General features: G+C 65.1%; 21 protein-coding genes and 1 pseudogene. 11 read left to right on the plus strand and 11 right to left on the minus strand.

Going from position 1 to position 19,570, the window contains the following annotated elements; all coding sequences use genetic code 11:
* Positions 1-67: 67 nt before the first annotated feature.
* Genes MJ205_RS02630 through MJ205_RS02645 form a run of 4 tightly spaced genes read left to right on the plus strand, consistent with a single transcriptional unit; the run spans position 68 to position 4,000 of the window.
* Complete coding sequence (locus MJ205_RS02630) at positions 68-1,156, plus strand: acyl-CoA dehydrogenase family protein (protein WP_239811055.1); 1,089 nt, start codon at positions 68-70, stop codon at positions 1,154-1,156.
* Complete coding sequence (locus tag MJ205_RS02635) at positions 1,153-1,959, plus strand: ABC transporter ATP-binding protein (protein ID WP_239811056.1); 807 nt, start codon at positions 1,153-1,155, stop codon at positions 1,957-1,959. Before MJ205_RS02630 ends, MJ205_RS02635 begins: the two co-directional genes overlap by 4 nt.
* A gap of 44 nt (positions 1,960-2,003) precedes the next feature.
* The gene (locus tag MJ205_RS02640) at positions 2,004-3,224 is read left to right on the plus strand and encodes an ABC transporter substrate-binding protein (RefSeq protein ID WP_239811057.1); all 1,221 of its coding nucleotides are present in this window, start codon (positions 2,004-2,006) and stop codon (positions 3,222-3,224) included.
* Complete coding sequence (locus tag MJ205_RS02645; protein WP_239811058.1) at positions 3,221-4,000, plus strand: ABC transporter permease; 780 nt, start codon at positions 3,221-3,223, stop codon at positions 3,998-4,000. The genes MJ205_RS02640 and MJ205_RS02645 overlap by 4 nt, the downstream gene beginning before the upstream one ends.
* A gap of 19 nt (positions 4,001-4,019) precedes the next feature.
* On the opposite strand, the gene MJ205_RS23750 is transcribed toward MJ205_RS02645, so the two are convergent.
* The 7 genes and pseudogenes from MJ205_RS23750 to MJ205_RS02680 all read right to left on the minus strand — a co-directional run bounded on the left by MJ205_RS23750 (position 4,020) and on the right by MJ205_RS02680 (position 11,338).
* Positions 4,020-4,664: an ATP-binding protein gene (locus MJ205_RS23750; RefSeq protein ID WP_446715071.1), complete on the minus strand. Its 645-nt coding sequence runs from the start codon at positions 4,662-4,664 to the stop codon at positions 4,020-4,022.
* Positions 4,665-4,814: 150 nt separating this feature from the next.
* A pseudogene (locus tag MJ205_RS23755) lies at positions 4,815-6,122 on the minus strand (sensor histidine kinase); the annotation flags it as partial.
* A gap of 189 nt (positions 6,123-6,311) precedes the next feature.
* Complete coding sequence (locus MJ205_RS02660; RefSeq protein WP_239811059.1) at positions 6,312-7,112, minus strand: response regulator transcription factor; 801 nt, start codon at positions 7,110-7,112, stop codon at positions 6,312-6,314.
* A 734-nt stretch (positions 7,113-7,846) separates the two neighbouring features.
* Positions 7,847-9,007 carry a low temperature requirement protein A gene (locus tag MJ205_RS02665; protein WP_239811060.1) on the minus strand — a complete coding sequence of 387 codons (1,161 nt, stop codon included), beginning with the start codon at positions 9,005-9,007 and terminating at the stop codon, positions 7,847-7,849.
* Positions 9,008-9,028: 21 nt separating this feature from the next.
* The gene (locus MJ205_RS02670) at positions 9,029-9,298 is read right to left on the minus strand and encodes a hypothetical protein (RefSeq protein WP_239811061.1); all 270 of its coding nucleotides are present in this window, start codon (positions 9,296-9,298) and stop codon (positions 9,029-9,031) included.
* Positions 9,299-9,397: 99 nt separating this feature from the next.
* Positions 9,398-10,174 (minus strand): SDR family oxidoreductase, encoded by a 777-nt coding sequence (locus tag MJ205_RS02675; protein WP_239811062.1) that lies wholly within the window; start codon positions 10,172-10,174, stop codon positions 9,398-9,400.
* 240 nt (positions 10,175-10,414) lie between these two features.
* Positions 10,415-11,338, minus strand: coding sequence for a LysR family transcriptional regulator (locus MJ205_RS02680; protein WP_239811063.1), 924 nt, complete (start codon positions 11,336-11,338; stop codon positions 10,415-10,417).
* A 66-nt stretch (positions 11,339-11,404) separates the two neighbouring features.
* Here MJ205_RS02680 and MJ205_RS02685 point away from each other — a divergent pair, with 66 nt between their 5' ends.
* Entirely contained in the window at positions 11,405-12,022 is a 618-nt protein-coding gene (locus MJ205_RS02685) for a LysE family translocator (protein WP_239811064.1), read from the plus strand.
* 220 nt (positions 12,023-12,242) lie between these two features.
* Here the strand turns inward: MJ205_RS02685 and MJ205_RS02690 are convergent, their stop codons facing one another.
* Entirely contained in the window at positions 12,243-12,563 is a 321-nt protein-coding gene (locus tag MJ205_RS02690; RefSeq protein ID WP_239811065.1) for an FHA domain-containing protein, read from the minus strand.
* Between the two features lie 462 nt (positions 12,564-13,025).
* On the opposite strand from MJ205_RS02690, the gene MJ205_RS02695 reads away from it, so the two are divergent.
* Positions 13,026-13,199: a hypothetical protein gene (locus tag MJ205_RS02695; RefSeq protein ID WP_239811066.1), complete on the plus strand. Its 174-nt coding sequence runs from the start codon at positions 13,026-13,028 to the stop codon at positions 13,197-13,199.
* A 190-nt stretch (positions 13,200-13,389) separates the two neighbouring features.
* Here the strand turns inward: MJ205_RS02695 and MJ205_RS02700 are convergent, their stop codons facing one another.
* Genes MJ205_RS02700 through MJ205_RS02710 form a run of 3 tightly spaced genes read right to left on the minus strand, consistent with a single transcriptional unit; the run spans position 13,390 to position 15,223 of the window.
* Positions 13,390-14,253, minus strand: a complete 864-nt coding sequence (locus MJ205_RS02700) for an anti-sigma factor family protein (RefSeq protein WP_239811067.1) — start codon at positions 14,251-14,253, stop codon at positions 13,390-13,392.
* Between the two features lie 2 nt (positions 14,254-14,255).
* Entirely contained in the window at positions 14,256-14,798 is a 543-nt protein-coding gene (locus tag MJ205_RS02705; protein ID WP_239811068.1) for an RNA polymerase sigma factor, read from the minus strand.
* Positions 14,799-14,848: 50 nt separating this feature from the next.
* Complete coding sequence (locus MJ205_RS02710; RefSeq protein WP_239811069.1) at positions 14,849-15,223, minus strand: COG4315 family predicted lipoprotein; 375 nt, start codon at positions 15,221-15,223, stop codon at positions 14,849-14,851.
* Positions 15,224-15,472: 249 nt separating this feature from the next.
* Between MJ205_RS02710 and MJ205_RS02715 the strand changes: the two genes are divergently transcribed.
* The 5 genes from MJ205_RS02715 to greB all read left to right on the plus strand — a co-directional run bounded on the left by MJ205_RS02715 (position 15,473) and on the right by greB (position 19,557).
* Positions 15,473-15,670, plus strand: a complete 198-nt coding sequence (locus MJ205_RS02715) for a hypothetical protein (protein WP_239811070.1) — start codon at positions 15,473-15,475, stop codon at positions 15,668-15,670.
* A 170-nt stretch (positions 15,671-15,840) separates the two neighbouring features.
* Positions 15,841-16,440 (plus strand): TetR/AcrR family transcriptional regulator, encoded by a 600-nt coding sequence (locus MJ205_RS02720; RefSeq protein WP_239811071.1) that lies wholly within the window; start codon positions 15,841-15,843, stop codon positions 16,438-16,440.
* Positions 16,437-17,390, plus strand: a complete 954-nt coding sequence (locus MJ205_RS02725; protein ID WP_239811072.1) for a Bug family tripartite tricarboxylate transporter substrate binding protein — start codon at positions 16,437-16,439, stop codon at positions 17,388-17,390. Before MJ205_RS02720 ends, MJ205_RS02725 begins: the two co-directional genes overlap by 4 nt.
* A complete protein-coding gene (locus MJ205_RS02730) occupies positions 17,387-18,898 on the plus strand; it encodes an amidase (RefSeq protein ID WP_239811073.1) in 1,512 nt (503 codons plus the stop codon). Before MJ205_RS02725 ends, MJ205_RS02730 begins: the two co-directional genes overlap by 4 nt.
* Positions 18,899-18,996: 98 nt before the next feature.
* Positions 18,997-19,557 (plus strand): transcription elongation factor GreB, encoded by a 561-nt coding sequence (gene greB, locus MJ205_RS02735; RefSeq protein WP_239811074.1) that lies wholly within the window; start codon positions 18,997-18,999, stop codon positions 19,555-19,557.
* Positions 19,558-19,570 lie beyond the last annotated feature (13 nt).

Genomic DNA, 19,570 nt, shown 5'->3' on the forward strand with positions numbered 1-19,570 from the left:
CCGCCCTCTGGTGGCCCGGCAATGGCTGCCATTGCGTTCATGTCAAAGGGGCCGCCGGCCTTGCACCATGCGCACCACCCCATACCCTTTGCTGACCGAGAGCGCGCGCGCGGACATCGCGCAGCGCGCCCATGCACTGGATACCCAGGCCGAGCTGGCCAGCACCGTGTTGCCCATGCTGGCCCACCATGACCTGCTGCGCATGGGCCTGCCTGCCGCGCAAGGCGGCCATGGCGGTGATGTGCGCGATGCGATGGCCGCGATCACCGAGGTCGCCAGCGTGTCGCTGACAACGGCCTTTGTGTTCTGGAGCCAGCGCGCCTTCATCCACTACCTGCAGGCCAGCGGCAATGAGGCCGCGCGTGAGCGCTGGTGGGATGCGTTGCTGCGTGGCGATATCGCGGGCGCGGTGGGCCTCTCCAATGTCATCAAGTTTCTGTCGCGCATCGAGGCCTTGCAGGTGCAGGCCAGGCCGGTGGCGCAGGGCTGGTGCCTGGATGGCGTGCTGCCCTGGGTGTCCAACGTGCGCAGCCAGGGTTTTGTGGTGGCCGCTGCGGTGCAGCCCGAAGGGGGCGGCCTGCCGATGGTGATGGCGCTGGAGAGCGGCCTGCCGGGCCTGGTGCGCTCGCCCGATCTGGACCTGCTGGGCATGCGTGCCAGCAATACTGCGGCGCTGCAGTTGAACCAGGTGACGGTGCCCGCCCAGGCGCTGCTGGCCCAGGCCGGGCCGCCGTATCTCAAAGCCGCGCGGCCCGGGTTTTTGGGCATGCAGTGTGCGTTGTCGATTGGCCTGGCGCGGGCAGCGTTGCAGGCTGCCGCCCAGGATGCGGGCGCGCGTGGCCCCTTGCACTGCCGCGTGACCGAGGCGCAGACGACACTGGGCCAGGTGGAGGCAGAACTGTTGGGCGGCGTGCTGGGTGACCGCTGGGTCGCCGATGTCAGCCCCCTGTTTGCGCTGCGCATGCGTCTGGCAGGCCTGGTGCAGCAAGCGCTGCAGCTGGAGCTGCAGGCCACCGGGGGCCGCGCCTACCTGCAGGACCGGCAGCCCGATTTTGGCCGCCGCTGGCGCGAGTCGGCCTTTATCCCCATCGTCACGCCCAGCCTGACCCAGCTGGAAGGTGAGCTGGCCCAGCATGCACCGCAGGTGGCGGTATGACGGCAAGCCTTGCACCCCGCCAAGCCTTGCAGGGACGCGGCCTGGCCTATGGCTACCAGGCAGACCGGCCGGTGTTTGCCGGCATCGACATCGATATCGACAGCCAGGAAATTGTGGCGCTGCTGGGCGGCAGTGGCTGCGGCAAATCGACCTTGCTGCGCACCCTGGCGGGACTGCAGCCGCCCGATGCCGGAACGCTGCAGTTTCTGGATGCGCCCCTGCGCGCGCCGCACCCGCGTGCGGCCGTGGTGTTCCAGCAGGCCAGCCTCCTGCCCTGGCTGAATGTGCAGGACAACGTGGCCTTTGGCCTGGACTTCAAACACCAGCCCAAGGCCACGCAACAGGCGATTGCGCAGCGCGTGCAGGCCAGCATCGGCGCGGTGGGCCTGGCCGGCAAGGAGCGGCTTTTTCCGGCGCAACTGTCGGGCGGCATGGCCCAGCGTGCGGCGCTGGCCCGGGCGTTGGCGCGTGAGCCGCGCTTGCTGCTGGCCGATGAGCCGTTTTCGGCGCTCGATGTGCTGACCCGCAGCGACATGCAGGCGCTGCTGGTCGAGGTGGTGCACCGCTGGCATACCGCCGCGCTGCTGGTCACCCACGATATTGACGAGGCGCTGCTGGTCGCAGACCGGGTGCTGCTGATGGGCAGCTCGCCGGGTGTGCAGGCCGGTGCAGGCCGCATCGTGCAGAGCTGGCGCATCGATATCGCCCACCCCCGGCGCATCGACGACGAGCGCATCGCCGCGATGCGGCTGGAGATTTTGCATGCGCTGCAAAGCCTGCGCGGCCAGGCGGCTGCCGTTTGACGCGTTCACAGACACCCCTAGATAACCCCCGAAGAGAGAGAACCATGACCTACCAGCACATCTGCCCATCGAGCCACTGCGACTGCGGCATCAGCCGCCGCGACTGGCTGCGCATTGCCGCCATCAGCGGTGTGGCGGCCAGCCCCTTGCTGCGCGCGGGCGACGCGCTGGCGCAGAAGTTCAAGGGCGACGATGTACCCGTGCGCATTGGCTACCTGGCGATCACCGATGCCACCCCCTTCTTTGTGGCGCACAGCCGCAAGCTGTTCGAGGCCGAAGGCCTGCAGGCAGAAAAGCCCCGCCTGTTCCGCAGCTGGGCGCAGCTGATCGAGGCCTTTATTGCCGGGCAGGTGAATGTGGTGCATCTGCTCTCGCCCACCACCTTGTCGGTGCGCTATGGCTCCAAGTTTGGCGCCAAGGTGGTGGCCTGGAACCATATGAGCGGCTCGGCCATCACGGTGGCGCCGCACATCAACAGCGTGGCCGATCTGGCCGGCACGACGTTTGCGATTCCGTTCTGGTACTCGATCCACAACATCCTGATCCAGCAGGTGCTGCGCAAGAACGGGCTCACGCCGGTCAGCAAGCCCAAGGGCACGGCACTGGGCGCCAAGGAGGTGAACCTGGTCATCGTGCCGCCCGCCGAGATGGTGGCGGCGCTGGCCGCCAAATCGGTCTCGGGCTTTATCGTCGCCGACCCGTTCAATGCCGTGGCCGAGACCATGGGCGTGGGCAAGGTGGCGCGCTTCCTGGGCGATATCTGGAAGGACCATGCCTGCTGCCTGGTGACCCTGTCCGAGCGCGACATTGCCGAGCGCCCCGAATGGGCGCAGCGCGTGACCACGGCCATCGTCAAGGCGCAGCTGTGGACGCGTGAGCATATGGGCGAGACGGCCGAGCTGATGTCCAAGGACGGCGCCAACAAATACACGCCGCACCCGCTGCCGGTGCTGCAAAAGGTGTTTGACCTGAAGGACTTCGAACAGTACCGCACCAAGGGCGTGCTGCAGCACCCCGCGTGGAACCAGCGCCGCATCGACTTCCAGCCCTATCCCTTCCCCAGCTACACGCAGGAGCTGGTCAAGGCCATGCAGGGCACGTTGATGGAAGGCAATGTGGACTTCATCCGCGAGCTTGATCCGGCCTTTGCCGCCAGGGACCTGGTGGATGACCGCTTCGTCAAGCAGGCACTCAGCCAGGTGGGCGGGCTGAAAGCCTTTGGCCATGCGGAGGACTTCAGCCGCAAGGAAGTGATCGAAGCATGATGCACGGGGGACAACGCTGGGCGGCGCGCCTGGCCTGGCCGCTGCTGGGCATGGCCATCACCCTCGCGCTGTGGGCGCTGGCGGCCCGGCATATCTCCGATGTGGAGGCGATCCGTGCCGCCTTTGCGCCGCAGGCCGGGCTCAAGGCGCTGGTGCAGCTGCTGGGCAGTGGCGAGCTGTGGCCGCATATCCGCATGAGCCTGGAGCGGATGGCGATCGCGCTGGTCCTGGCCCTGGCCATTGGTGTGCCGCTGGGCCTGTGCCTGGGTCTGTCGCCACTGTTTGCGCGCATCAGCGGGCCGACTTTTCAGTTTCTGCGCATGGTCTCGCCGCTGTCCTGGATGCCGCTGGCGGTGATGGCGCTGGGCGTGGGCGAGGCACCGGTGATCTTCCTGCTGGGCTTTGCCACGGTCTGGCCGATCATGCTGAACACCGCAGCCGGCGTGGCGGCGCTGGACCCGGCCTGGATGCGGCTGGCCCACAGCCTGTCGGCCACGCGCTGGGAGACTATTGCCCGGGTAGTGCTGCCCGGCTGCACCAGCCATATCCTGACCGGCTTTCGGCTGGCGGTGGGCATTGGCTGGATCGTGCTGGTGCCCGCCGAGATGCTGGGTGTCTCCAGCGGCATGGGCTATTTTGTGCTGGACACGCGCGACCGCCTGGCCTATGACGAGCTGATGGCCGGCATCGTCGTCATCGGCTGCCTGGGCTTTGTGCTGGACTGGCTGGCCCGCACCGTGAGCAGCCGCTGGACGCAGCGCGGCAAGCCGGGCTGAGTGCGGCCCGGGCGGCCTTTCAGCGGCGGGTACTGCTGGTGCCGCGCCTGCTTTGCAGCGCCAGCTTGTGGATGCCGGCAAAGTCGAACTGCTCCAGACGGTCCAGCAGCTGAGCGGTGAATTGCGCATGCACGCTGTGATCGGTGTGGCGGCTGATCCAGCCTTCGATATCGGTCAAGCGGCCATGCAAGGCCAGCTCGGCCAGTTCATCCAGTGCCGCATCGGCGGGGGTTGCGATGGCTGCCACCAGCGCCGCCGCAGTGCGGTGGCGCGGTGCTGGCGAGGCTGGCCGGCTGCCCGGCGTCTCCCCGGCACCTTCCATGACCGGTACCGACAGCGCGAACGAAAAGGTGGTGCCCTGGCCCGCCGCGCTGCTGACGTCCAGGCTGGCGCCCATGGCCATCAGAATGCGCTGCGAGATGAACAGGCCCAGGCCCGTGCTGCCGCCCTCGGTCTGGATTTGCTGGAAGGCGTCGAAGATATCGGGCTTCTGCGCCAGGTCGATGCCAATGCCGGTGTCGCTGACGGAGATATGCAGCTCACAGAATTCTCCGGCATGCCGGGCGTTGACCGACAGGGTCACGACGCCATCGCGGGTGAACTTGGCGGCATTGGAGACCAGGTTCAGCAGCACCTGCTGCAGCCGCTTGCCGTCCATCGCCATGCGCCCGGGCAGGGTGCCGGTGATATGGCAGTGGAAGTGGTTGTGCTGCTGCGAGCACAGCGAGATGGCGTAGTCGGCGATATCGTCCAGCAGCGCCTGCAGATCGATGGGCGCTGGCCGCACGGCCAGCGGCTGCAACTCGGACTTGGCATATTCGAGCAGCTCGTCGATCAGGTCGAGCTGGTATTTGACGCTGCGCTGGATGGTCTTGACCAGGCCCTGCTGCTTTTCCGGAGACTCGGTCAGCAGCATCTCGGAGTAGCCCTTGATGGTGGCCAGCGGCGCGCGCAGGTCATGGCCGATGTAGCCCAGCACTTCCACCTTCTGGCGCTCCTTGGTCTGGGCATCGCTCAGCGCCGTGCTCAGGTCGGCATTGAGTGCCGAGGTGACCATCGTGGCGTATTTCTCGTCCTGCCGGCGCACGACCATCTGGCCCAGAATATGGCAGGACAGCAGGATCAGCACGGTACCGACAGCGGCGATCAGCACGGCCGTCCACAGGTGCTGGTCACGCAGCTCTGCCAACGGCTCCAGCGACGCCAAGGTCAGCAGCTGGTACTGCCGGTTGTTCAGCGGCTGGCGCTTCATCACATACGGTATGCCGTCGATCAGCCACTGGTCGGCCACGCCATGGGCTTTGATAGCGCGGATATCCATTGCATCGCCCAGTTCCTCGCCATCTTCATCGTCCGGCGGATGCAGCAGACCAGGCGGCAGCAAGGCCGCCACATTGCGCAGCATGAAGGGCTCGGATGCGCTGGTGGTCACGCGCCCCTGGCGGTTGACGATCAAGGCGGTATGTCTGCCGGTCAGGTAGTGCGCCATATCGGGCGCATCGAACTTGACGGTGACGGAGCCCTGCACGACATCCTGGGCGTCTTCAATGCGGCTGGCCACAAAGTACGAAGGGGTCTTGTTGATGCGTGCAATGCCGAAGGAGTGGCCGCTGCCGTCGCGCAAGGCCGTGTTCAGGTAGATGCGCCCTGCGTAGATCATGCCGACGATGCTGTCGGGCGCGGCCCAGTTGCTGGCCGTGATGGTGTCGTCGGACAGGTTGTTCTGGTAGATGCGTGCATAGCGCAGGTCCGCCGCCAGCGCATCCATGAAGTCGCCCACCTTGCGCACCAAGGGATCGGCGGTGAACTGCGCTGCGCGCTGCTGGCGGGTCAGCGCGTCCAGGCCGGGCGGGTCCTCGCGGTAACGGGAGGCCAGCTGGATCACCTGGCTCTGGTTGGCGACCATGTTGGCCACGCTCACCATCTGGGTAAAGAGCCGGTCGACCACCCGGGCCGTGGTCTCGGCTTCATAAGCCGCGCTCGCAGCCTGGCTTTGTATCCATTGCGAAACCAGACGTTGCGACAGCCACCATCCCAGCGCAGCGACCACGCACCACCAGAACAGTACGAGCGCGAAGGTCGCTCTGCGCACCTGGGGAAGCATCTCTTTTCCCCGCTTCATCGCAATCGCATGTGGGCTGGCTGTACGGCGGTCGGTATACGGGGGTTGCGGGCCTTGTTCCGGTTGATCCATTCTTTGTTCTTCAGTCGCCCAAGGGGCCGCAGGGTGCAGGAGAGTGCAGTGGGGTGCAGGAGGTTACAGGCGGGCCGCCCGAGGGGCAGCCCGCAGACAGAGGCAGAAGACCTGGTGTCAGTGGAACTTGGAGGCCACCAGGTTCTGCAGGACTTCAGGGTTGGCCTGGCATTCGGCGCGCAGCTGCGTCGGGGATTTCTGCCAGAACTTCTTGAACTCGGTGGAGAAGTTGGCCGAGTTCAGGTAGCCCACTTCAAGGGCCACATCGGCAATGCTCAACGTGCTTTGTGCCAGCATCAGCGCTGCCCGGCGCATGCGCTCCTGCCGGATGAATTCAAAGGCCGACAGGCCATCACAGGCCTCGAACACCATGTTCAGGCGTCTGATGGACAGCCCCAGGCTGGCCGCCACGTCGGAGCTTTTCAACGCCGGATCCTGGATATGGCTGAGGATGAATTCCGTGGCCACCTGCTTGAGGGTCAGGTTGGCCGGAGATTGGCCCGGGGGGAGTGCCAGTGGCGCAGCCTGGCCCGGCTGTGCAGCCGGGGCGCCCTGCAGCACGGCGGGCTTTGACAGCGTCAGGTGGATGCGGATCCGCTCCTGGATCTCTTCGACGAAAAAGGGCTTGGTGATGTAGTCCACGCCGCCGGCGCGCAGCCCGGACAGCCGGTCGTCCTGGTCAACGAGTGCCGACAGGAAGATGATCGGAATATGCTGGGTCGCCGGGTTGGTCTTGAGCAGGCGCGCGATCGTGATGCCGTTGCGCCCCGGCATGCGCACGTCCAGCAAAATCAGATCGGGCAGCAGCACCGCTGCCCGTGCATAGCCCTGGTCTCCATTGAGTGCCACGCTGACCCGGTAGGCGCTATTGCGCAGTGCAGCGACCAGCAAACGCAACTGGTCGGGATCATCGTCCACGATCAATATATGTGGAGATTGAATATCACCGTGACTCATAGTTTTTGGAAGCCTTTAATCACCTGTTTTCGTTGTGAATTGTCACACATGGTGGTGCCAGCTTTCAATTTGTTGCGCTGCATCAATGTCAATTTACGTGAGCTTGCTAGTCCGCTGCTTGCAGCTGCAACGGGGCACTGCTAGCCGCTGCGTTGGCGCGGCGGAAAGCCGCCTCATCCGCGCGTTGCCAGCAGATCGGACATGGCGCGAAACCCGCATGCCCTTTGGGTTTGAGGAGTTACACAGCCACGCAACCCAGGCATCACTGCGCGCCAGGATGGCGCACCAGCGGCCATGGCGGCGGCGTGCCGGCGGCAGGCAAATGCGACAAACGGTGGTGAAAAGCGGAGTGAAATGGCTGTGTAAAGCTTTAGGAAGTATTTGTTATAAAGACATTCCTTTGGTAATGATAAAAATTCAAAAGATTTATAGAAATACCAAATAACGGAGCTGATTGCGCAGGTCTATGGCCCGGGTTCGGACAGCGAACAATGACGCTTCGGTCACTGCAGCGGCGGACGGCCGCATCCCCCTAAAGGTCGCCAGTGATCGATGGTGTTCAAGGCACTGCCGGCGGCTACCAGCGTCTGGACATGGGGTGGGCGGCTGGTCTCCGACATCAGCCAGCGCCGGGTCTGTGACACCGCCAGGTTGTCGCCCGCCCATTGGCAGGCGCATACGGCTTGCGCGGCAGGTTAGGCGTCGTAGGTATCCCAGAATGCGATTCCCAGGATCAGCGCCGTGGTCAGCCAGCCGAGCACCAGCAGATTGAAGAACTCGCTCAGCGGCACCAGCGCCAGCAGCAGCAGCGCGCCGATCCAGTGCGACGCGGGCAGGCTGCCGTAGACCACCCTCTTGTAGATGGCGCTGCCCAGCAGATAGATCGCAGGTCCGGCCAGCAGGATCGCAATCTGCGGAACAGCCGCCTGTGCATGGGGATGCGCCAATACCAGGTCGTTGCCGACGGCCGTGGCGATGACGCCCGCGATCAGGATGGCATGCACGTAGTGGAAATAGGCGCCGATGCGGCCCGGGTCTTCGGCATGGGTGATGGCCGCGGTCGCGTCCTTGCTGGAGGTGCCGAAGTACAGCCACCACATCGCCAAGGTGCCGATAAAGGTGGCGGCCAGCGCCATCAGCACCTCCCAGCTCCAGATCCCGGTGTCGGCCAACGTGGCGCCGCTGGCCAGCAGTGTCTCGCCCAGCGCCACGATGACGAACAGCTGGCAGCGCTCGGCCAGATGGCCGCCTTCGATGGTCCAGTCTTGCGTGTGGCTGCGGCCCAGGCCGGGCAGCGCAAAGCCAAACATCGGCGACACGTACTCGCAGAGCACCGCGAGCAGCCACAGCAGCAGCCGCGTATCAGGCGCGGCCAGGGCGCCTGCTATCCAGAACACCGCAGAAATGCAGACCCAGCCGAGCATGCGGCGGTAGTTCAGCGCCAGCGGGTCACCTGCGGGCAGCTGGCGCCAGATAAATGCCGTGCGCCCCACCTGCATGGCGGCATAGGCCAGTGCAAAGACAGGTCCCCGCTCGCCAAAGGCCTCGGGAATGCTGGAGGCCATCAGCAGGCCCAGCAGCATTGTGCAAAACAGCATGCCTCGGATCTGGAAGGTTTCCGGGTCGAACCAGTTCGTCACCCAGCAGGTGTACTGCCAGCCCAGCCATACGGCAAACCACAGGACCAGGGTCTGCGCCACGCCGTTGAACGTCAGATGGTGCAGCAGCTGGTGGCTCAGCTGGGTCACGGCGAACACGTAGACCAGGTCGAAAAACAGTTCCTCATAGGTCACCCGCGCGTGGTGACCGTCGCGCTGGCGCAGCAATCCTTGGGCGAAGGCGGGTGTGATGGGCATGGAATTCCTTTGATCAGCGTGTCAGCTGGGTGCAAAGATGCGGGTCACAAAGACTGCCAGCAGCACGGGCACTATCAGCACGATGAGCAGGATCAGCGCCTCATCGCGCACGCTGTACCCGGCCTGGGTGACGCCCACCCACATATTGGTGCAGGCCAGGACCAGCCATACCGGCATGAACAGCTTGGCCGCCACGACCATGCCAACAGCACTGGCCGACCACAGCCAGCCAAACAGCACAAACACCCCGAGCAGCAACAGGCCGCCACTGGTCACCATCAGTACATGCATATCGAGACTTTCAAGCGTTGGAAGAAAGGGGACCCCGCGTGCACGGCAACGTGCGGATTACCGCCGGGGAGGCGCGGTCGCCCCCACGGCAGCCGGGTCTTACTTGGTCGTATAGCCGCCGTTGATGAGAATCGTCTGCCCGGTGATCCACCAGCCGTCGGTGACCAGGTGGCGGATGAAGGGGACGACATCCTCGATGTCGGTCAGGCCGGTCTTGCTGAATCCCGACAGCGCGGCTGCGGTCTTGTGGTAGGCCACCGCGTCGGACTCTTCGGCGGGGTAGAAGAAGGCGGTGTCCATCGGACCGGGGCCTACGGCAGTGACCGAGATGCCACGCGCGCCAAACTCCTTGGCCGCAGCACGGGTGTAGTGCTCCACCGGCGCCTTGGTGCCGGCATAGGAGGAGTAAAACGGGGTGAAGGCCCCCAGCAGCGAGGTGACCAGCGTGACGATCTTGCCGTTGTCGTTGAGGTGCAGGCCCGCTTCCTTCAGAAAGAAGAATGCCGCCTTGCTGTTGGCATTGGACATCTCGTCGAATTCCGCCTCGGAGATTTCGACCATCGGCTTTTTGAGCACCTTGCCGACCGTGTTGATGGCGATATCGGGGCGGCCCAGCGCTGTCACCGTATCGGCAAACAGCTTGTGCACGGCCGCTGCGCTGCTCAGATTGCCTTGCAGTGCAACCGCCTTGGCGCCCAGCTTTTCGACGGCGGCCACGGTGGCCAGCGCCTCGTCACGGCTGGCTGCGCTGTTGTAGTGGATGGCAACCGCTTTCGCACCCTGGCCTGCCAGGTCGCGCGCGATCAGGCCGCCCAGGTTCTTTCCGCCGCCGGCAATCAATACAACCTTGTCTTGGACGGTGTGGGCTTTGCGCATGGTTCATCTCCAAAAAGTGATGTGGATCGGTGGTATCACAGTGGAGATTTTTATTGTCTTATTCAATCAATCGAATTTGCTAAACCGATAAAGTTTTTGCTAACTGGACGGAAAGCCATTGTTTTTTTGCATTCGACGCCTGCTGGTGCGGTTGGCGCCAGTCATTCCCATCAGTGGGCGGGCTCTTCGGCTACGCCGCCAGGGGGCCGCCGCGCTGGCTGGCGGACCATGCCGGCCAGGCTAAGCCGCCGCGCGCAGCCAGGTCAGCAAATCAGCATGCACGCTGCCCGGCGTCCATGGCTGCGGTGACAGCAGGCAGTACCGGGAGCCGTCGTCCACAAAGCCCATCGGGGCGACGAGCAGGCCGTTGGCAATGTCGTCCTGCACCAGATGCCAGGGACCGATGGCCACCCCCAGGCCCGCAACGGCGGCTTGCAGGCTGAAATAGAAATGCTCGAAGCTCTGCCCGCTTGCGGGGGGCAGCGGCTGTCCCGAAGCCTGTGCCCAATCCTGCCATGCGCCGGGTCGGGTGTGCGTATGCAGTGGCGGTGCCTGGGCATGAAGGCGGGGGCTGCCCTTGCCGGTGCGGAACCATGCCGCTTGCCGGTCGGGGCGGCAGACCGGGCCTGTGCGTTCTGCAAACAGCGGCTCGGCGTGGCAGCCTGCGGGCCAGGCAAAGTCGTCGCGGCGAATTGCCAGATCGATGCCGCTGGCAAAGGAGAAGGGGCCACCGCCAGCCACCAGGTGCAGCTCCAGCCCGGGGTGGCGGGCCTGGAAATCCGGCCAGCGCGGGATCAGCCAGCGCATCAGCAGCGTGGGCTCGCAGGACAGCACCCAGCGCTGGTGCTGGCGCGCGCGGGCACGCAGTTCAGCCACGGCATGGCGCATCAGGTCCAGCCCCTGGCTGACGGCATGGGCCAGCATGCGCCCGTCGGCGGTGAGGTAGACCCGGCGGCTGCGCCGCTCGAACAGCGCCCGGCCCAGGTCCTCTTCCAGCAGGCGCACGGCCCGGCTGACGGCGCCATGGGTCACATGCAGCTCGTCGGCAGCGCGGCTGAAGTTCTCCAGCCGGGCGGCCGCTTCAAAGCAGCGCAGCGCCAGCAGCGACGGCAGGCGGCGTTGCTGGGTATGTGAGGCAGGCTCACCAAACTTGTCAGAAATCATCGTTTTTCATCACGCGCCATTGCAGGCACCATGCGGACTGTTTTTTGATTTTGTACAGGATACGCGATGACCGAACTGTTAGCTGTTATCACCATCACCTTGCTCGCGGTGATCAGCCCGGGGCCGGATTTTGCGATGGTGTCACGCAACAGCCTGCTGCTGTCGCGCCGCGCAGGCGTGCTGACAGCCGTGGGCATCGGGCTGGGCGTGCTGGTCCATGTGGGCTACACCTTGCTGGGCCTGGGGCTGCTGATCCAGCAGTCGTTGTGGTTGTTCCATGCGATCAAGCTTGCCGGGGCCGCCTATCTGGTCTATCTCGGTGTCAAGATGCTGCGCACCCAGCCTTCGCACGGGGTGCCTGAGGCCGCAAGTGCGCCGTTGTCCGATGGGGCGGCTTTGCGTACCGGTTTTCTGACCAATGCGTTGAACCCGAAGACTACGGTCTTCATCGTGAGCCTGTTTTTGCAGGTGGTGCGGCCCGGCACGCCGCTGTCGCTGCAACTGGGCTATGGCGCGTTCATCTCGGCCGCACATGTCGCCTGGTTCAGCCTGGTGGCACTGTGCTTTTCTGCCGGTGCGGTGCGCAGCCGCCTGCTGGCGGCGCGCCACTGGATCGACCGCGCGTTTGGCGGCTTGCTGGTGGTATTTGGGGTGCTGCTGGCGCTCTCGGGCGCCACCCGTTGAGCGCCGCGCACCGCGCCATCACTGCGCGCTGGACCGGCGGCTCTGGCAACTCTGGGAAAGTCGAGCATGGGGGGGCGGCGGCTAGTCGGGCGCCGATAGCATGCCGAAGCGGGCGGACCCAACATGCCTAAGGCTGGCGCTGAATAGGGGGATCCGATATACCAACGGATACGGTGGCGGGTATCTGTTCACCAGCTGGTTTAGCGGGTTGTTGGCGCCGTCATGCGGTGGCCGTCGATGGCGCTGCCGAGCCTTTCTGGATATAGATCCCGATGGGCCCGACGGTGACGCAATCTCCTGCGTACAGCACCTGGCGCTTGACCCGCACGCCGTTGACAAAGATGCCGTTGGTGCTGTCATGGTCCTCGACCATCAACAATCCGATGTAGTAGGTGAAGGCACCATGGTCCCGGCTGACTCCCTGGTACTGCAGCCGCAGCCCGCAACCGGCACCCCGCCCGATCTGGGTGCGGCCCTTGCCGAGCTGCAGCAGGCTGGACGCTGAGGTCCTCGACGACCGAAGCTGAATAACCGGCTGCATGGTGCACCTCCTCTCCCCAAAGACTCCCCCCGGGAACGGGGCGAAACGGCATCTGGATAGAAGAATTCTCTATGAATTTATTCAAATGGATTGTCAGCAATTTCTAATCGGAATACAGGCAAAAAATGCCGGAGGCGCTGCGCGAGCCCACGTGGCCTATGCAGGGATGGCCTGCGGACCCGGGCTTGCGCCACGCGTTGCAACCAGCCGATTTTTGGGGGCGGTGAACGGGACACCGTACCGCTGGGCACGCTCCTTGCCGGGGTTGGGCGGCTGCAGCCGCATGGCGGCAGCGACGCGGTTTGAGATGGGCGGTACGCAGAGCAGGGCGGCTGGTTTGCAATTAATTACAACCAAGCGCGCCTCGATAGCGGGGGACTTCTTGACTTTGCGCAACCAAGGCTTACATTCTTAAATCATTGACTGAATCGATGAATAAGTCCTTTGTGAAAGGAGTTGGGTATGCAAAACCAGCCCTCATTTCCGATGCTGACCATGCCGACGCGGCCGCTGGTGGCCCATCGCGGCGAGAAAGCGAAGCGCTATGTGCCTTCGGTCTCCACCGACATCAGCAAGACTTTCGAGAAGTACCGCCGGCTGGCGGCGATGCAGCACCCCAAGCCGTTGGGTGGTTGATTCGGTTTCATGCCGGGCGCATGTGGCTCACTCCCAGTCCCACAGACCTCTTGCATGCGCCGCCCACGCGGGCAACGGCTTTATTACAACGGTTGCTGCGCCGCGTGGCGCAGCAGCGTGACGCGGCCCGGCGCACCTGGTGCAGTCCGGGCGCGGCCCTGACCGCGCTGGAGGTTCTGCGGCGCCTGGGTCAATCCTGCTGCAAATGCTGGTAGACCGCTTGTGACACGCGCATCAGCTCGGTCCGGTCTGCCTCTGCCGCAATGGCGTAACCCAGGTGGTTCTCCACCCAGTAAAAGACATTGACCGGCCCCTCCTGGCCAAACCTGAACTGTGCGTCGTTCTGCAGCGCCACTTCGCGCGTCACATACAGCGTCAGGCGCAGACCTGACCCACTCTCGTACATGAACTGCGCGACCGGACCGCTGCCGCCGGGCAGCAGACGGCCACCCATCAGGTGGTAGCCCAGCGCCTGGAGCGCAGGAGGGCGTACGTTCGCGCCGGTGCGCTTGGTCAGCCAGGTCACCAGCGCCTGCTCTTGCTCGGCCCCGATTTCCACCGGCCGCCGCACATCCGGGCTGTAGACGCCATGGGCAATCGCGGCGCGCTGGGCAAAGCCGCTCAAGGCCGTGCCGCTGGCCGGCAGCAGCTGGGCGGATTCCGGGGTGGGGGATGCGGGCCGGCCAGCGTTGGCGAGCTGGATGGCCTTGGCATCGACGGCGCCCCGGACCGACCAGGCAGCGACGGCACTGATGACCGCCACCAGCAAGCCGGCGGCCAGGCTGCGCCAGGGCATTGCGCTGTGCGCAGCGCGCAAGGGCAGGCCCATCGGCAAGGGCTCGTCCATCACGGGTGCCAGCATGTCGCGCAGCCGCGCATTCTGCTGCTGCCAATCCTCCACACGGGCGCGTTCTTCCGGGTGCTCGTGCAGGTAGTGCTCAACCTGGAGGCGGCGTGCGCTGGGCAATTGCCGGTCCACATAGGCATGCAGATCGGCTTCGGTCACCGGCGGTAGGGGACTGGCGTCCAGGGTTTGGAGAGAGGGCTTGTCCATGGTCACTTCACCCGTTGGATTCTTTGCGCTGCATGGCTGACTTTGTCCTGCTCCTTGCTCTGGCCCTGGCTGGCCATCTCGTCGCGCAGCCGGGCGCGTGCCCGCGAGAGCCGCGACATCACCGTGCCCAGCGGCACGCCGGTGATCTGTGCCACTTCCTGGTAGCTCATCTCCTCGACACTGATGAGCAGCAGCACTTCGCGCTGCTCGGGCGGCAGGCGCTGCAGCAGGCGATCCAGGTCACGCACTTCGAGCGCATCGGCCTGCTGGGGCCGCTGGGGCAGCTCGGGCAGGTCGTCGCCCGCGCTGTCCTCGGGCCGGCTGCGCTGGGCGCGCAGGCGGTCGATGAAATGGTTGTGCATGATGCCAAACATCCAGGCGCGCACCTCATTGCGCTTTTGCCACATGGAAAAGCGCGACCAGGCGCGCTCCAATGTGTCCTGCACCAGGTCGTCGGCCCGGTCGGGGTCGGAGACCAGGCCGCGCGCATAGCGCCGCAGGCTGGGGATGCAGGCGACGATCTCCGCTTCGTCCTGTGCGCGCATGGGTGCTGTAGCTTTGGGGGCGTGGGTGGGTGGCCGGCAGCAGCGGGCGCTTACTTGACGACGTGCCAGACGTCCTTGAAGTTGTCGCCGGTGGCGTCGCCTGCCTTCTTGTCCGCAGTATAGGTATAGAGCGGCTTGCCCTTGTACGCCCACTGCAGGCTGCCGTCATCGCGGGTGATGATGCTGTAGTCGCCTTCCGGCTTGGCACCGGCCGCTGCCGCCACTGCGGGCCACAGCGCAATGCAGGGGCCGTTGCACATGCTCTTGTTGCTGCCGGCAACGTCCTTGTCGAAGGTGTAGAGCGTCATGCCGCTGGCATTGACCAGCATGCCATTGGCCATCCTGGCCACCGGCTCGGCCTGTGCGATAGGCGCCAGCAGTGCAGCCAAAGACAGGGCGATCAGGGAGACTTGGAGGTTTTTCATCGCAAAGATCTTTCAAGTGGGGGTGGAAGAACACTGCTATGGACGAATGGCAGTGCCGCTTTATTCCCGCCCCTTGAAAATTCTTAGCGCGCTCTGCAGGCGCTGAGGGGCAGTGCCCGCCCATGCAGCGCTGGATGGCTGCCAATGTGGTGCGCAATCTTTCTCTGATACTGTATATTTATACAGTTTAAAGACCAGCCATGGCCTGCGCCGTGCGCGCTGGCATCCGATAAGAAGAGAGGAGTTCGCATGATTGAAGTGGTCCATGACAACCTGAGCGATGCCGGGGATGGGGGAGAGGGCGCTGCCGCGTTGCCGCAGCTGGCTGCCGCCTCGGTGTTCCGGCAACTGGCGCACAAGCATGGCTTGCTGGCGCCAGGCGAAGAGGCGAGCCCGCAGATGCAGGCGTTTCTGGCGGAACTGGCCTTGCTCACCGATCTTTTCTGAGCGCTGTGCAGCGATGCTGCCCGCATCGCTTGTGCGGCCGGCGCAGTGAAGCGGTGACACCCGCGCGAGCTTGCAAGCGCCCGATGCACGGTGCAAGGCCGCGCTCCTAGGCCAAACCCGGATTTCTCCGAAATTACATTACACACATAATGTATTTCAGGAGACCTGTTGTGCCGAACCTGCACCAAATCAAAAGCGAACAGACGCGTGAGCGCCTGATGGATGCTGCACTCGATGTGATGCAGGCCAAAGGCATTGCCAGCCTGTCGATGCATGAGGTGGCCCGCATGGCGGGGATGACCACCGGGGCGGTGCAGCACCACTTCTCGTCGAAGGCCGAGCTGATGCTGCAGATCATCCGGCGGCTGGTGCAGAAGATCGATACCGACGACAGCTTCTGGCCATCGCCGCGCTGGTCCATGCGGCGGCGTGCCGACCATTTTGTGCACGAGGCCTGGCACCGGCTCTATGGCCAGCCGCGCTTTGCGGTGGCCTGGGAGGCTTATCTGGCCGTGCGTGCTGACAAGGACATCGTCGCCCATATCCGCGCCGAGCGCGCCCTCATCAATGAGCAGCTGCAGCAGCGCCTGTGCGGTAGCTTTCCTGAATGGGCAGCGGCGCCCGATGGCGCAGCGCGCTGCCAGCTGGTGCTGTCCTGCCTGCGCGGCCTGGGTGTCGTCGCGCCGTTTTCCAGCCCGGCTGCGATTGACCAGCAACTGCAGCAGCTGTCCCTGCTACTTCAATCATTTTCCAGCGAGGTGTCCCCTTGATCAGAGCATCCCTTCTTGCCTGTGGCCTGTCAGCCTGGGCACTCGGTGCCGCCGCACAAAGCCCCCTGCAGGTGATTGCGCAGCAGCCGCCAGGCAGCGGCTCGGACGCCATGACGCGCGCCTGGGGCGAATGCGCCGGGCGGCTGATGGGGCGTCCGGTGGTGGTCCAGAACAAGCCGGGTGCCAACGGCATCCTGGCCATCAACTACCTCAAGGGCCAGGCGGCCGATGGCTCGTTTGCAATGACGATCGGCATGTCGCAGATGACGATCACCCCTTATGTGCACACGCAGATGCCCTATGACCCGCTGAAGGACTTTGCCGGTGTGGCGATGATTGGCTCGTCGCCGCTGGTGCTGGTGGTGCCGGCGGGGGCGGGCATCAGCAAGCTGGCTGATCTGGAAAAGGTGGCCCGGTCCCAGGCCGGCGGGCTCAACTTTGGCTCGCCCGGCAAGGGCAGCCCCGCGCATCTGCTGACCACCGCACTGACCGATGCGATGCACTGGCCCGCCACCCATGTGCCCTTTGTCGGTGAGAGCGCAGGCCTGACGGCGCTGATGGGCCAGCAGATCCAGGCGATGACCTTGGTGCTGAACACGGCAGCGCCCCAGGTCAAGGCCGGCAAGCTGGTACCGCTGGCTGTGTTTGCCAGCCAGCGCTCGGCTGTGTTGCCCGAGGTGCCGACGATTGCCGAGGCCGGTGGGCCGGCCGTGCTGGCGCGGCCGTCCTGGATTGCGGTGGTGGCCAAGAAGGGCACGCCGCCAGAGGTGATCAAGACCTTGAACGACGCCACCAACCAGTGCTACAGCGACCCGGTCTATGCCAACAGCATGGACAAGATGGGCGTGACCCTGATGCGCAGCCAGCCTGCCGATGTGCTGGGCTTTGCCGAGCGCGACATTGCCGTCTGGAAGCCTTTGATCGACAAACTGGGATTGGCAACGCAATGAGTCTGGTAGAACACAGCGCCGTTGAGCTGCGCAGCCTGATCCAGAGCCGGCAGATCTCGCCGGTCGAACTGCTCGATGATTGCATCGCCCGCATGCAGGCCATCAACCCGGCGGTGAATGCGCTCTGCGCGACCGATTTCGAGCGGGCCCGCACCGCCGCCCAGCTGGCGGAAGCGCAAGTGGGGCGGCGCAGCCAGCTGCCGCTGCTCCACGGCCTGCCGTTGGGTGTGAAGGACTTGCAGGCCACCGAAGGCCTGCTGACCACCAGCGGCAATGTGCGGCTGCGCGGCCATGTGCCCGTCAAAGACAATGCCTTCGTGGCCCGGCTGCGTGCCCAGGGCGCAATCGTGACGGCGAAGACCAATACGCCGGACATGGGCGCCGGTGCCAACAGCCGCAACCCGGTCTGGGGCGCTACCGGCAACCCCTTCAACCCGGATCTGAATGCCGGTGGCTCATCGGGCGGCTCGGCCGCAGCGCTGGCGACCGGCATGTTTCCGCTCTGCACCGGCTCGGACACCGGCGGCTCACTGCGCATTCCGGCGGCGCTGTGTGGCGTGGTCGGCCTGCGCCCGTCGCCGGGCCTGATTGCCAATGATGACCGCCCGCTGGGATGGTCGGCGATCTCGGTGCTCGGCCCCATGGGCCGTGATGTGGCCGATACCGCGCTGATGATGCAGGCCAGCATGGGCCCGCACCCGATGGATCCGCTGAGCATGGGCGTGCGCCATGCACCCGTCTGGCCTGTGCCCGAGATGGACCTGCGCGGCCTGCGCGTGGCCTACACCGAGGACTTTGGCACCTGCGCGGTCGACCCGTTGGTGCGCCGCGCCTTTCGCCAGCGGGTGCAGGCCTTGGCCGGCGAGGTGGCCTGCATGGACGCCTTGCCCTGGAACCTGGAAGAGGCGCACCGCTGCTTTGACATCATCCGCGCCGAGAGCTTTGTCGCCGCGTTTGCCGATACCTACCGAACGGCCCCCGAAACCCTGGGCCCCAATGTGCTGGCCAATGTGGAGATGGCCGCCAGCATCAGCCTGGGCGACCGGGCCTGGGCGCACCTGGCGCAGACCCGCATCCAGCGTTTGTTCCAGCGCACGTTTGAGCAATACGACCTGGTGCTGGCGCCGGTGACGCCACTGTCGCCCTTCCCCTGGACGCAGCTCTATGCGCAGGAGGTGGATGGCCACACCCAGCGCAACTACTACGAATGGCTGAGCCTGACCTATGTGGTGACCCTGGCGACCAACCCGGCGCTGTCGTTGCCCTGCGGCCGTGACGAGGCGGGCATGCCTTTTGGCCTGCAGATGATCGGCCCGCTGCACCAGGACGGCCGCCTGCTGGCGATGGCCGCTGCGGTCGAGAAGCTGGGCCTGCACAACACCGGCTTTGCCCGCCCCCGCCCCGACCTGGCTGCGTTGGCCCAGCCCCGGCCCGCGCTGCGCAGCATCGTCACCCACCCGCCAGAGCTGGGTGGCGCCGCGCAGGCCCCTGTGGGCCAGGCCGTGTAAGCACGGAAGTCTTTCCGCTGAAGGCAAGCCTGCCATGGCGGTGGCAGGCTTTTTTCTTTCTGGCAGGGAGCCCCCTCAATCTTTGTTTAAATAGCGGCATGAACAAGGCCTTTACCAAAGAGACGGACAACGACGACGATGACGATCTGCCGCAACTGCCGACAATCGCTGGCGGCAAGAACTACATCACGCCCGGGGGCTACCGCGCGCTGGAGCAGGAGCTGCTGCAGCTGATCGATGACGAACGGCCCAAGGTGGTGGAGGTGGTGCACTGGGCCGCCAGCAATGGCGACCGCTCGGAAAATGGCGACTACCTGTATGGCAAGAAGCGCCTGCGCGAGATTGACCGGCGCATCCGCTTTCTGACCAAGCGCATGGAAGCGGCCGAGGTGGTGGACCCGGGCGTGCACCATGGCAGCGACCAGGTGTACTTCGGAGCGACGGTGCACTACTGCGATGAGCAGGGCAGCGAGGAGTCGATCACCATCATGGGCATTGACGAGGCTGACGCCAGCCGGGGCCAGGTCAGCTGGGTGGCGCCCATTGCGCGCGCGCTGCTCAAGGCCCGCATAGGCGACGAGGTGCAGTTGCCCACGCCGGGCGGTGTGCGGGTGCTAGAAGTGCTGGATGTGCAGTACCCGGGACCGGGGACTTCCTGAAAGAGCGGAGCCC

Source organism: Comamonas sp. B21-038 (assembly GCF_022387135.1).
Classification (GTDB): Bacteria; Pseudomonadota; Gammaproteobacteria; order Burkholderiales; family Burkholderiaceae_C; genus Comamonas; species Comamonas sediminis.